Below are 13,067 nucleotides of genomic sequence, written 5' to 3'. Positions count from 1 at the left end.
CCACCGGCGGCACCAGCGGCTCCACGGGTGGTTCGGCTCCTGCCGCTTCGGGTGCTTCGACGTCCGGGTCCGAGGGCATTGGTTCGGGGACGCAGGTTGTTGCTCCGATTACTGCTCCGGTGAGCGTTGGTTCAACCTCTGCTGGCGTGCTGGGTGACTCGTCAGCCACCACCGGCGGCACCAGCGGCTCCACGGGTGGTTCGGCTCCTGCCGCTTCGGGTGCTTCGACGTCCGGGTCCGAGGGCGTTGGTTCGGGGACGCAGGTTGTTGCTCCGATTACGGCTCCGATCAGCCTCGGTTCAACCTCTGCTGGCGTGCTGGGTGACTCGTCAGCCACCACCGGCGGTACCAGTGGTTCCACGGGTGGTTCGGCTCCTGCTGGTTCGGGTGCTTCGACGTCCGGGTCCGAGGGTATTGGTTCGGGGACGCAGGTGATTGTTCCGATCACTGCTCCGGTGAGCGTTGGTTCAACCTCTGCTGGCGTGCTGGGTGATTCGTCAGCCACGTCCGGTTCCAACGGCTCCACCGGCGGCACGACCGGCACCACGCCGGGTGCCAGCACGTCAGGATCCGACGGACTCCTTGCAGGCACCCAGGTGATCGTTCCGATCACCGCTCCCGTAACCATTGGCTCGACTTCAGTAGGCATCGGTGGCGGTTCTGCCGGTAACGTCACACCTCCCGTTGTTACCCCTCCGGTTGTTACCCCTCCGGTTGTTACCCCGCCGGTAGTCACCCCGCCGGTTGTTGCTCCTCCGGTAGTCACTCCTCCGGTTGATACTCCGCCGGCCGAGTCCCCGATCACCGGAAGCCCCTCGACGGGCGGAGAACCTGGCGTTGACGAGCCCGTTGCCGGCGCCGTGACCGGAAGCCTCGCTGGCGGAAGTATCGTGACCGCAGGCAGCGTCCACTCGGCTGTTGGCACCAAAGGTTCGGTGACTGCGGCAGCTTCCACAGCCGTCGGAAATGCCAAAACCCTGGCCGCTACGGGACTGGACGGCAGCTTCGCACTCTGGGCAGGAGCGTTGCTCGTGATGGGCCTGGTCCTGACCGCCCTTGGCCGTCGGAAGGCAGCAGCCATCCGCAGCTAGGGCCGAGTGGTAATTCCGCTTCGCATGTAGTTGTTGCGGCTCCGGTCTTCGGAGCCGCAACAACTGCGCCGCACCCGTTGGCGCACCCAAGGCAGGGTGCGCGGTCAGTGAGGCTCTTGACGAGTTCTAGGATGAAAGGGATGACCACCACCCAAGCAGACAAGAACTTCAGCCTTCGCAGCATTGCGCTTCCGGCCTTCGGGCCCGCTCTGCTGTTCTGTATAGGCGAGGGGGCGGTCCTGCCGGTCATTGCGCTCTCGGCCCGGGAGCTGGGCGCTTCGGTTGCTGTGTCGGCGTTGATCGTGACGCTCATTGGGCTCGGCTCGTGGATCTTCAACATTCCGGCGTCGATCATCACCGAGAAGTTTGGTGAACGATGGTCCATAGTTGGCGCCGGTGCCTTGGGAGCCATGGCCTTGGGCGCTGCGGCTTTTGCCCCGCAGGTGGAGCACGGACTCTGGTTGCTGGCGGCGTCCATGACGTTGGTGGGCATGTCCGCAAGTGTCTTCAACCTTGCCCGGCAGAAGTACCTCACCGAGGCCGTGCCGGTCATCTTCCGCGCCCGGGCGCTGTCCACTCTGGGCGGTGTCACCAGGATCGGCATCTTCATTGGACCGTTCATTGGTGCCGGCGTGATGCAGTTCGCGGGCATCAGCGGTGCGTACTGGGTGGGGTTCGCGGGAATGATGGCGGCGGCTGCCTTGTCGCTCACCATCCCGGATTTGGTCGCCCCCGACACATCCGACGGCGGTCCGCGCCCTCCGGCGTCGACGCTGCGGAGCGTAGCGGTGTCGCACGCGGGGGTGTTCCTGAGCGCCGGTTTCGGCATCCTGCTGCTGAGCGCACTGCGGGCTTCGCGCCAGGTAGTCATCCCACTGTGGGCCGACCATCTGGGCCTCGACGCCACCCATGCTTCACTGCTGTTCGGCTTGTCCGGAGCGATCGACATGCTGGTCTTCTACCCGGCGGGAAAGCTCATGGACAGGAAGGGCCGGCAATGGGTGGCGATACCGTCCACGGTGATCATGGGGTCGGCACTGATCCTGATCCCGTTCACGGCTGGTTTTGTCCCGTTGCTCCTGGTTGCACTGCTGATCGGCTTCGGCAATGGCATCAGTTCCGGATTGATCATGACGCTGGGCGCAGACTTCTCGCCGGACAACGGGCGGAGCCATTTCCTGGGAATCTGGCGTTTCATCGCGGACTCCGGCGCCACCGGGGGACCTGTGCTGCTATCGGGGCTGACTGCTGCGGTCTCGCTCTCGGCCGGCATCTGGGCCACAGGAATACTTGGCTTCGCAGCGGCAGCGGTGTTCGCCGTCGCAATTCCGAGGCTGAAGCACCGCCGCAACTACTGAAGCGCGAGCCTTCGCTACCAACTTTTATCGTGTCCTCGCCTCAAATCAACCCCATTAGGTTGTTTCAGCGCCGATCCCGCCCCAAAGTAGGTCAGGAAGCCACGCGTCCCGCGAGCGGACGCTTCCACGTCCGGTCTGGCACCTTGCCCGTCACCAATGCCACAGCGATCACCAGCAGCACCAGCCCCCACGTCGCGTTCGCTGTGTCGAGGGCCGTCCGCATCACCACAAAGGGCGGAATGACAGCCAGAACAGTGGCAGTGATGATCCGCCACATCGCCGGCCTCGACGCACCCGGGGCCAGGGCAGTGCTTGCAAGTTCCAGCCGGACCAGCGGCATGGAGGCCAGCAGCACCAGGGCCCACGCTGCCACATAGAAGAGGGGACGGCTGAGCCACCAATCCAAGCCCGCAGGCTCAGGGAACGGAAGCCGCAGCTGCAATGCGATCCCGAACATGGCAATGATCAACGGCAGGTGCCACAGGTAGATGGTCATGGCCCGGCTGCCCACAACGAACATCACTTTCTGCACCCAGCCACGATGCACGCAGCGCTGCAGGGCCGGGTACGCAGCCTTGACCAGCAGCACATGCGCCAGGCCCACAAGGATCAGCGGAAACATGGGCGGGTTCTGGTTGGTCAGCATATCCACCGGGTACGGGCCTGCGTGGGTGAGCAGAACCATCGCCGCGTAGCAACCGACGGCAGCCAGAACCAGCTGCCAGCGCGCAAAGCGGTCGAAGAACCCGTCGGCGTAGAAGAAGCCAAGCTGCTGCAGCAGTCCCCAAACGAACACCATGTTCAGCAGCCCGATCGGGTTGGAGTCGAAACCCCAGGGATTGTGCTCCAGGCCCAGGCGGAGGACATCGACGACGACGGCGCCCGCGGCCAACGCGGCGATGGTCCGGTAGGGCGCGGCTTCGTGGAGCTTGGCCATGGTGGGGACCATGGCCTGGCAGATCAGGTAGGCGGCAAGGAACCACAGCTGTACTCCTGCTCCTGCGGCGATCACGGTGAGCAGATCGCCCGGGACGCCGGCCGCCGTCGCAATCCAGAGCGCAATGGCGAGGAACGCGTACAACGCAACCGTAGGACGAACCAGGCGCAGCACACGGTTCCTTAGGTAGTCGCCGGCATCGCCTCCCTTGCGGCGCAGGCTCCGCCACGAGGTCAAGGAGGCGAAACCGCCGACGATGAAGAAGAGCGGCATGACCTGGCCGAACCATGTGCCTTGAGCAAACCAGCTCAGGGAAGTCAGCGGATTGCCGACGCCGATGCCGGATTCGTCCACGCTGATGCCCATCATGAGCAGGTGCACGGCCACCACGGCGAACATGCAGGCAACCCGGATGAAGTCGACCACCAGGTCGCGTGAGGCAGGGGCGGCCGGATTGAGACCGCGAGGGCCGTGCTTAAGAGTGGAAGACATGGGAGCTCCTGGAGTTAACCGCTGTTTGTCCATCGAATGGACTAACTCTATCGCATGCGGTCACATCCGTCGACGTCATTCGCGGAAACGTTGCGTCTTACCGGGTTAGTATTGCCGCTGCCGGGCGTAGCCTTGATGGGAGGGCCCGGCCAATTTCCCGATTTTGAGGCAGTGCATTGAGGGTCCCGCCACATCCCACCAATCAAGAATGGCAGCGCTGATCACTATGCACATCAGGGAATTTTGGAATCAGCTTTCTTCCGAAACGCAGCAATGGCTCATCAACAATCCCGGCAGTGTCATCGTGCCGCGGACAGTCACGGCAATCATCAAGGGGCAGACGGGTGAGGACGGTGCCGTAGACGGGCACGGGGGCACGGTGCTTACGGATGAGGACCGCGCCTTCATCCGGGAACAGGCCCACCGGACCCGCAGCGAAGCTGTCGAGGGCTGAGCCGTTCGGTGGGCGGGCGCCGTCGTCGGGTTTTAAGCCTTACGGGGGGCTTTAGGCCTTACGGGGGTCAGGCCTTGCGGGCCGCCAAGCCGAACAGCCATGTACCGCCGAGCGCTGAAAGATATCCGGCGATCACGATGAAGGCCGTGCCCGCCCAGAAGTAGTCGATGGTGCTGTCGGTGCTGAGTCCGGGCATCACCTGGAGCAATGAATAGGCGGCCACCATCAAGGCGGCCAGCAATGCGGCGACGGTGAGCCAGACCCAGATCCGGGAGGCGGCCCAATGCTCGCCGTAGCCCTTCCATACGTTCCATGTGCTGCCTGTCCGTAGGACCAGCCATCCCGCCGGCAGCATTACTGCGCCCACCACCAGGAACGCGGCGATGACGTCGGCGGGGCGGTGCCATTGGTTGATGAGGGTGGAGACTCCGGTAGCCACCGCGAAGGTGCTTCCGAGGAAACCAGCCAGTGGACGCCAGCGTGGGGACACCATGAGGAAGACGGCTGCCGCGGCGGAGGCGGCCAAGGTGGTGTGCCCTGACGGGAGCGAGTTCAGTTCCAGTGTCTGCACACCGCGGTCGGGCCGGTCGGGGATGAAGAATTTGAGGATTTGGGTGGCCAGGTTGGCGGCGACGCATGCAGCCACGGCGATCCCCGCGGCCTTCCAGCGGCGGCGCGCCACCGTTACGAAGAGCACCATGATGGTGGCTATTGCCAGCGAGAGCATGGGGAGCATGTCCAGGAATTCCGTGGAGGCGCGGCCGGCGGTTCCGCTAAGGGCCGTCGCTTCGACCAGTGCCGACTCGTCGATGAACTGTCCAGGCGTGGTGCGCACAAAGAAGTAGTACGTCGCGACGAGGCCCACGATGCTTGCGGCCGTGGCCAGGCAGAAGAGGAAGCCTGTGCCTGCGCCTGCGTCGCGTGCTGGAAGCGGCCGTTTGCTCGGCCTCCCGCTGGTGCGGAATTGCTGGGAACTCATTCTGACTAGACTGCCACAATTCGCTGGACGCCTCATGTGAGCTCCTCCCGCGCGTTGCGGGGTTAGTGAGACACAAGCAACATTCCTGTGACACTTGACACGTGTTAGGCACTCGTCATACGCTTCCTAACACGTGTTAGGGAAGGAAATCTACATGTCGGGAACCAATGGGGCTTTGCGCGAATTCACACGTAGAAGTGCCCTCACAGCCCTCGGCGCCGGGATCGTTGGAGTCACTGCGGCATCGTGGCCGCGCCTGACCGGGGCCGATATCCCAGGCCGGGGCGACAACAGCCTCAGCATCGCCATCATGGGCACCGCCGCAGACGCCGCAGCCCGCCAGAAGGTCATCGACGCCTTCGCGAAGGTCCACCCGGAAATCAAGGTCAAGGTCCAGGCCATCCAGGCAGTGGACTGGAAGGACTTCTTCACCAAGATCCTCACCATGGTGGCAGCAGGCACTCCGCCGGACGTCGTCTACGTCGCAACCGAAGGCGCCCAGCTGTTCGCCGAGAAGTTGGCACACCCGCTTGACGAGTACCTTCGCCGGGATGCCGACCACATGAAGGAGTACTTCGCGGACGTCCACCCCAGCCTGGTGGAAGCGTTCATGTACAAAGGCAGCCTGTTCCAGCTTCCCATCGACTGGAACGCGGCCAACATGTACTACAACACCACCGCGCTCCGGCAGGCCGGGCTGGACAGGCCGGCCGACGACTGGACCCACACCGACTTCCGGGCCACCCTCGCGGCCATGAAGAAGGCCAACCCCAAGGACTTCACACCGTACTACTGGACCAACCGCCTGTTCGGCGGCGTGGTGCCATGGCTCTACGCCAACGACACCAGCTTCCTCAAGGAAACCAAATCCGCGGGCGGCGAATGGCTGTGGGACGGCTTCTACGCCAACGACCCCTCGCGCGGCCTCCGCTCTGGCGGCTACCAGTGGCTGGAACCCAACGCCGACGATCCCCGGGTCTTCGAATCCTTCGACTACCTCCGTGGACTGGTCAAGGACGGCCTTGGCGTCCGGCCCGAGGAAGGCGGCGGCAGCGCGCTGATCGGCCTCTTCGCCTCCAACAGGATAGGTACGACGCCGGCAGGCGGCTATTGGGTCCAAGGCCTCCATGAAGCGGGGATGACAGAGGACGAATTCGATGTCCAGTTCTTCCCGAAATGGCGGACACAGCGGCACCAGTTCGGCACGGCAGGCTACGCGATCATGAAGACCGCCAAGGACAAGGACGCAGCCTGGGAATGGGTGAAGTTCAGCTCCAGCCTGGAGGCCATGCGGATCGTGTTCCCCACACCAAACACCACCCCCGCCCGCCGATCCATGGTCAATGAGCAGCTCTATGCAGGAACCGGTCCACGGAACTGGAAGGTCTTCTACGACACCTTGGACAAGTTCCCCACCACAGGTCCCATTCCGGCGCCACCCCAGCAGGCCGCCGTCGAGACCGCCCTGATGAAAAACGTAAGCCTGGCTGTCAGCGGCGACGAGCGCCAACTCAAGGACGCTCTCAACTCCATGCAGCGCGACCTTGAACTGGCCCTGAGGAGGCAGCCATGAGTACCGCAACCAGTACCTCCACGGGGACGGGAAGTGAGCCGGGCCGCCGGCAAGCGGCCCGTAAGAACGCACAGGGGACCAAGCGCGGCCGTGTGCAGCAGCGCTGGCTGCCGTGGGCCTTCCTGGCCCCGACCATCGCGGGCATGGGCATCTTCACCCTGCTCCCGATCGTCGCTTCGATCGCGCTAGCCTTCTTCCGCTGGGACATCATCTCCGCGCCGACGTTCGTTGGCTTCGACAACTTTGCCGAGGTAGTCCAGGACCCCACCGTCCGGGTCTCGTTCCTGAACACCATCGTGTTCGTGGTGGTGGCGGTGGCGCTCCAGCTGGGACTGGCGCTCGGCCTGGCGATCATGGTGCAGGAGAAGCTCCCGGCCTGGCTGCGGGTGTTCTTCCGCTCTGCATTCTTCTTCCCGCTGATCCTGTCCGCGGCCTCGGTGTCGATCTTCATGCGCTACCTCTTCAACGAGCAGTTCGGCGTCGTGAACTGGTTGCTGTCCATCGTCGGCATCCCCGCGGTGCCTTGGCTGACGACGCCAGGCGGGTCGGCCGCCGTCGTGATCCTTGTGTACGTGTGGCAGAACTTCGGGTTCTCGTTCCTGCTGTTCATCGGCGGGCTGGCTTCCATTCCCGTGGAGACGTACGAGGCCGCCTCCATTGACGGCGCGACGGGCTGGCGCAAGCACTGGTTCGTCACCCTGCCCCTGCTGAGCCCCACCACCCTGGTGGCCTCGGTCATGGCCATCATCAACGCACTCCAAGTGTTCGACCAGCCCTACGTCCTCACCCGCGGCGGGCCCGGCGACTCAACGCGCACAGCAGTGATGGTGATCTTCGAGTCCGCGTTCCAACGCCTCGAGTTCGGCCAGGCTTCGGCGATCGGCGTGATCCTCACGCTCATCATCATGGCCATCACCGCCGCGCAGTTCCGGCTCAGCAAACGATTCGTCTTCTACCAGTAAGGCCCGCCATGACAACCATTCAAGAACGTGTCACCACCACGGAGCCTGTCGTCACGCGGAAGAAGCGCGATTGGTCAGTGGCCGTCCGCGTCGTCGTCTTGCTGATCGCGTCCGTCTTCGTCCTGGGCCCCGTGCTGTGGACGCTGTCCACCTCGCTGCGGCCGCCGTCGGAATCCTTCAAACTGCCGCCCGCATTCCTGCCGCTGAACCCGGACCTGACCTCCTACGAGCAAGTGTTCAAACAGCTCAACATCGTGGCCCTGGTAGTGAACAGTGCCCTGGTGACCGGGCTGATCGCCGTCGGGCAGATGATCACAGCCGCCCTGGCAGGCTACGCGTTCGCACACCTGAAATTCCGGGGACGCGGCGCCCTCTTCTCCATCGTGCTGGCCACCATGATGGTGCCCGCGCAGGTGACGATCGTGCCGGTCTTCATGCTGATCCGTGGAGTAGGTCTCTCCGACACCTTGCTGGCGCTGATTATTCCGGCCATCCCGACGGCGTTCGGCACCTTCCTGATGCGCCAATACTTCATGGGGTTGCCGGGTGAGCTCGCTGAAGCGGCAGCCATCGACGGAGCCTCGCCATGGCGGACCTTCCGCTCCGTCTACGCGCCGCTGGCCATGCCCGGCCTGGCGATCGTGGGCATCCTGGCGTTCAACTTCCACTGGAACGAGTTCTTCAGGCCCCTCATCATGACCATCTCCGAGCAGAACTTCACCCTGCCGCTGGGACTGGTGTCGCTCCAAGGCAACCTCGGCACCGGAAGCATTTCAGTGGTCCTTGCCGGTGTTGTCCTCTCCATGATTCCCGCGCTGGTGGTGTTCATGTTCGGCCAGCGCGCGCTGCAGGACGGGCTCACCGCAGGCACGGGCAAGTAGTTTCCCACTCACTCTGAAAGGTGTTCCGTTGACGGACCTTGCCCTTGACTCTCTCTCCTCAGCTACGACACATCCGGATGCGGCGTTCCCTCGCTTCCACCCGCGGCCGGCGCAGGGCTGGATCAACGACCCCAACGGCGTCAGCTACATCAACGGCCGCTACCACGTGTTCTTCCAGTACAACCCGGACTCCGCCCGGCACCAGCAGATCCAGTGGGGGCACGTCAGCTCTCCGGACTTGGTCCGCTGGGAAGAGCACCCGGTTGCACTCGTTCCCCAGGCCGATGGACCGGACTCCGCCGGGTGCTGGACCGGCGTGGTGACTTCCGACGACGGAGTGCCCACCGCAGCCTACTCGGGCGTTCAGGACCACGGAGGGCATTCGCAGGTTGTGATCGCGCGCGGCTCCTCGGATCTGGTCACGTGGGAGCAGGACGGGCACGTTGCCGTGTCCATGCCTTCCGACCCGCTGGTTACCGCCGTCCGCGACCCGTTTATCTTCCACTTCAACGGTGCACGCTACGCCATGCAGGGAGCCGGACTGGCCGACGGTCGCGCCGCCTTGCTGCTCTACACGGTGGAGTCCCTGGACGACTGGAAGTACCAGGGGATTTGGCTGACCACGGCTGACCCCGTAGCGGCTGTCCACACACCGGCTGAGATCTGGGAATGCCCGCAACTGGTGCAGGTACCCGCATCTTCGGGTGGTTCCGCATGGGTCATGATGTTCTCGCTGTGGCTCTCCGGGGACGACCACGAGCATGCGAACGGCGTGGGCCACCTGATCGGTTCCATGACCTCGGACCCCGACACCGGTTTGCCCGTTTTCGCGCCCGTGTCCGGCGGCAAGTCCGATCTCGGCCGGGACTTCTACGCTCCGCAGATCATGCAGCTCCAGTACGGTTCCGCAGATTCTGCGCCTGCGGCTCTCTTGTGGGGATGGGCCAACGAAGGCCCCGGACGCGACGGCCGGCGCGGCCGCACCCAGGAAGAAATCGACGACGCCGGGTGGTCGGGTGTCCTGACGCATCCCCGCGTTGTGTCGGTGGTTGACGGCGCGCTGGCAATCACTCCTGCGCCCGAGGTTGAGGCTTACCGGGGCACTGCCGTGGCTTCCGGTGCTGCCGGATCCGTGGCGCTTCCGGGGTTCGCCGAGGTGCTGGTCCGGGGTGCCGTGGCCGGGTCTGGGTCTTCGGGGGCCGGGGCCGGGTCTTTGGGGGCCGTGCAGTTGGTCCTTGGTTCAGGGGATAACGCACAGGTGGTCTACGCAGGTCCCTTGGCCGGGGAGTTGCGGATCTTCATTGATGCATCCCTGGTGGAGGTGTACCAGTCCGGGACCGTGGCCACCACCCTCCGGGCCTACCCGGCTCCGGGGGAGGGCTGGTCCCTCAACCTCCCCGACGGCGCGACTGCCGACGTCTGGGAGTTGGCGCTGCCCGCCGAGTAATCCTTCACATTGCGGGGCCCGGTCTGCGGTCTATCCCTGTCTTTTGGGGCGCAGATCGGGCCCCGCATTGTTGGGCCCAGCAATGCACGGGCCTCATTGTTCAGCTCAGTGAGGTGCCGGGCCGGTCGACTCACGCACCACCAAGCGGCAGGGGACCATCGTCTCCATGGTGCGTGCCGCCGTCGTGCCTTCACCGCTCTCGATGGTGTCCAGCAGGGTGGTCATGGCCGCGCGGCCGATTTCACGCAACGGCAGGGCCATGGTGGTGAGGGCAGGGACCATGGTGTCCGCGATGCGGGCTTCGTCGTCGTAGCCCATGATGGACAAGTCCCGGGGGACACTCAGGCCCAAACGGGCCGCGGCGAGGGCGACGCCGACAGCCAAGCGGTCATTTGCGCACATGATGGCCGTCGGGCGATCGGCCGGGGACACGCCGTCGAGCAGTTTCATGGCGCCGTGGTAACCGGCATCGATGTCCCATCCCGCCATGAAGACCCGCTCGTCGCGGAACGGAACTCCGGCCAAGGCGTGGGCATCCCGGTATCCCTGGACGCGGAGCGGTGCTGCGGGAGAATCCTCGGAGCCGGCGAGCAGCGCGATGTCCCGGTGCCCCCATTGCAGCAGATGCTCCGTGGCCTCCCTGCCGCCGGTGATCTCGTCGGGAATGACGTGGTGGAGCTGCGGTTGCGGATGTTCGTCGTAGCAGTTGGCCAGCACGGACGGAATGCGGAGCATCCCCTGCGGGATCTCGATCGGTTTCAGGCCGACAGTGACGTACATGAGGCCGTCCACCTGCCGGTCCAGAAGCGTCTCGATTGCGCTCGCATCCCGGGCAGTGTCGCGCTCGGTGTCCATGACGAGAGTTACGAATCCACGGCTGCGGGCGATGTCGTCCGCCCCGCCGATGATGTTGCCGTCGAACGGGCTCACCACTACTTCGTCGGACAGGATGCCGATAACCCTGGACCGCTGGTTCCGGAGGCTCAGCGCGATGGCGTTGGGGGAGTAGTTCAGCTCCTTGGCGGCCTGTCGGATGCGGTCCTGGCTCTCCTTGGCCACGTTCCCGTCACCGCGCCCGTTGAGCACCAGCGAGACCGCGCTCCTGGAAACCCCCGCCCTCTTGGCGACGTCCAGTGCGGTGGCCTTGCGGTTCATGGGCTTCCTCTCCTGCCGGTTACTCAGCAGTCTACCTAACGCGTGTGAGGGTGCGGTCTGTCAGGTCGGGTAGCCCAGTTCTGAGAACACAGCCTGCATGAAAGAGAGCGATTTGAGAAGACGTAGCCGGGATCGATGGAGGTATAGCCGCTGCTGTTAATGTACGGACGGACCTCCACACTCCACGTCAGCATCATGGCGCCCACGCCGAAAGGCAGGCAGGCGATGAGCCGGATGAAAGGGTTCTCAACGCCCTGGTCCTTGCCAAGCAATGGGCGTCGGTTGGAATGCGGGCGGTCGCACGCGGTCCGTCCAACCGGTGCCGTTCCACCAGCGCAAACAGCGGGGATCAGCCGGGTCGGGATAGCATCCCGGCGCCGTCACGTGGTGACCGAGTATCCGAACTGGTTGTACATCGACTGCATGAAGTTGGACATCCAGATGCCCGACACCACCAAGCTGATCACAAACACGGCAATGGTTGCCCAGATCGGCCACAAGCCTCTCTTGGGGGCGACCTTATTGACGATGACCGAACGGCCAATCACGTAAACAACGGAATTGAGGAACGCCCAAGCCCAGTGGAAAGGACGCTCGACGCCGGACTTCAGCAGGCGCTGACGGTCCAGGTACGCGAAGAACACCGACAGTCCGTAGGAGACGAAGCCCGACCCCATGAGCAGGAAATACGCCGGGGTGTAAATGGAGAAGGGATCAACGGTAGTGACGCCCTGCCGGGTGGTGATCATCCTGAATTCCGGCTGCCAGGTCAGCATGAAAATGACCGAGACAAGCGGCAGGAACGTGATGACCCAAATAAAAGGGTTGTACACAGGAGTTTGCGCACTTATCTGCGGACGTGGCTGAGGAACCGGCGCCTGGTACTGCATGGTGCGCGGAGCCTGCTGGGCAGTCCACGCAGTGCCGTCCCACCAGCGCACGAACCTCGGGTCCGAAGGGTCGGGGTACCAGCCGGCAGGAGTTGTGGAACCGGGCATTGATTGAGTCATGTTTCCCCCACGTTGTGTTGTGACTTCGAGAATATCGCGGTTGCCGTCTCTCGGTTATCAGGCGACCTTCCCCAGAGGTTATGTGGCGGTGTAAGCATGAATAATGAGCTTCTTTGACGACCTCCCCGAGCCCCCTGTCCGGCAACCCCTGACACAGCCGGCTCAGCCGGAATGGTCGGGGCCGCCGTCGGGCGAACTGCCCGGTGTAGTGTCCCCCGGCGGCTTTGTACTCCGCGGTGCCAACGCGGTGGTGGCGCTGAAAATGGTGGAAGTCTTCTCTACGGGATGCCTCTTGGACCTCGTATGGTGTGTTCGGCGCTCAAACGAATCCGACCAGGAGTGGCGGGACGTCATGGAACGGAGCTTCCAGCGACCCGGGCTGCCGGGAATCATGATCGGGGCAGGGCTCCCGGACGGGCGCAAGGCGTTTGCCGGGGCAACAAGGCCATCCATGTTCGAAGGTTCCGAAGAGGTTACGGGGCCGGTTCTCGTGGAATGGGGAGGTGCCGGCGGCAGTGCCGGGGATCAGCAGGCAGAAGGCTCTGCACGGTATTGGCTGTGGCCGTTGCCTGCAGAGGGGGAGCTGAAAATCGTTGCAAAGTGGGATAACCAAGGGCTGGCCGAAAGCACCTTGACAGTGCCCGGTGAACGTTTGGCAACGGCACGGGAAGAAGTGCGCGGGTACTGGTCGGAGTAGTTGTCCACATAGCCCGTTCCGTTTGTCCTGG

At 64.1% G+C, this 13,067-nt stretch carries 12 protein-coding genes and 1 pseudogene; 8 read left to right on the top strand and 5 right to left on the bottom strand.

The window, feature by feature from the left end:
• A pseudogene (locus PV760_RS01670) lies at window positions 1-1,091 on the top strand (cell wall anchor protein); the annotation flags it as partial.
• Between the two features lie 140 nt (window positions 1,092-1,231).
• Entirely contained in the window at window positions 1,232-2,449 is a 1,218-nt protein-coding gene (locus PV760_RS01665; protein WP_354626989.1) for an MFS transporter, read from the top strand.
• A 91-nt stretch (window positions 2,450-2,540) separates the two neighbouring features.
• Here the strand turns inward: PV760_RS01665 and PV760_RS01660 are convergent, their stop codons facing one another.
• Complete coding sequence (locus PV760_RS01660; protein WP_354626988.1) at window positions 2,541-3,878, bottom strand: acyltransferase family protein; 1,338 nt, start codon at window positions 3,876-3,878, stop codon at window positions 2,541-2,543.
• Window positions 3,879-4,086: 208 nt separating this feature from the next.
• Between PV760_RS01660 and PV760_RS01655 the strand changes: the two genes are divergently transcribed.
• The gene (locus PV760_RS01655; protein ID WP_018776855.1) at window positions 4,087-4,332 is read left to right on the top strand and encodes a hypothetical protein; all 246 of its coding nucleotides are present in this window, start codon (window positions 4,087-4,089) and stop codon (window positions 4,330-4,332) included.
• Between the two features lie 67 nt (window positions 4,333-4,399).
• On the opposite strand, the gene PV760_RS01650 is transcribed toward PV760_RS01655, so the two are convergent.
• Window positions 4,400-5,311, bottom strand: a complete 912-nt coding sequence (locus PV760_RS01650; RefSeq protein WP_354626987.1) for a phosphatase PAP2 family protein — start codon at window positions 5,309-5,311, stop codon at window positions 4,400-4,402.
• A gap of 154 nt (window positions 5,312-5,465) precedes the next feature.
• Between PV760_RS01650 and PV760_RS01645 the strand changes: the two genes are divergently transcribed.
• The 4 genes from PV760_RS01645 to PV760_RS01630 are packed head-to-tail and all read left to right on the top strand — an operon-like array spanning window position 5,466 to window position 10,174.
• Window positions 5,466-6,884 (top strand): ABC transporter substrate-binding protein, encoded by a 1,419-nt coding sequence (locus tag PV760_RS01645; RefSeq protein WP_018776853.1) that lies wholly within the window; start codon window positions 5,466-5,468, stop codon window positions 6,882-6,884.
• Window positions 6,881-7,846, top strand: coding sequence for a carbohydrate ABC transporter permease (locus tag PV760_RS01640; protein WP_082010223.1), 966 nt, complete (start codon window positions 6,881-6,883; stop codon window positions 7,844-7,846). Before PV760_RS01645 ends, PV760_RS01640 begins: the two co-directional genes overlap by 4 nt.
• Window positions 7,847-7,854: 8 nt before the next feature.
• Window positions 7,855-8,727 (top strand): carbohydrate ABC transporter permease, encoded by an 873-nt coding sequence (locus PV760_RS01635; protein ID WP_018776851.1) that lies wholly within the window; start codon window positions 7,855-7,857, stop codon window positions 8,725-8,727.
• Window positions 8,728-8,755: 28 nt separating this feature from the next.
• Window positions 8,756-10,174 (top strand): glycoside hydrolase family 32 protein, encoded by a 1,419-nt coding sequence (locus PV760_RS01630; protein ID WP_193589889.1) that lies wholly within the window; start codon window positions 8,756-8,758, stop codon window positions 10,172-10,174.
• A 105-nt stretch (window positions 10,175-10,279) separates the two neighbouring features.
• Here PV760_RS01630 and PV760_RS01625 read toward each other — a convergent pair whose 3' ends face one another.
• From PV760_RS01625 to PV760_RS01615, 3 genes are all read right to left on the bottom strand, one after another.
• Window positions 10,280-11,329: a LacI family DNA-binding transcriptional regulator gene (locus PV760_RS01625; RefSeq protein WP_354626986.1), complete on the bottom strand. Its 1,050-nt coding sequence runs from the start codon at window positions 11,327-11,329 to the stop codon at window positions 10,280-10,282.
• 246 nt (window positions 11,330-11,575) lie between these two features.
• Window positions 11,576-11,713 (bottom strand): DUF2510 domain-containing protein, encoded by a 138-nt coding sequence (locus PV760_RS01620; RefSeq protein WP_354626985.1) that lies wholly within the window; start codon window positions 11,711-11,713, stop codon window positions 11,576-11,578.
• Window positions 11,710-12,339 carry a DUF2510 domain-containing protein gene (locus tag PV760_RS01615; protein WP_079580867.1) on the bottom strand — a complete coding sequence of 210 codons (630 nt, stop codon included), beginning with the start codon at window positions 12,337-12,339 and terminating at the stop codon, window positions 11,710-11,712. The genes PV760_RS01620 and PV760_RS01615 overlap by 4 nt, the downstream gene beginning before the upstream one ends.
• Window positions 12,340-12,442: 103 nt before the next feature.
• Here PV760_RS01615 and PV760_RS01610 point away from each other — a divergent pair, with 103 nt between their 5' ends.
• Complete coding sequence (locus PV760_RS01610) at window positions 12,443-13,036, top strand: hypothetical protein (protein ID WP_055971462.1); 594 nt, start codon at window positions 12,443-12,445, stop codon at window positions 13,034-13,036.
• Window positions 13,037-13,067 lie beyond the last annotated feature (31 nt).

This window comes from Paenarthrobacter sp. CC6, assembly GCF_040560085.1.
Taxonomy (GTDB): Bacteria; Actinomycetota; Actinomycetes; order Actinomycetales; family Micrococcaceae; genus Arthrobacter; species Arthrobacter nicotinovorans.
This window is presented reverse-complemented; position numbering and strand designations above follow the sequence as displayed.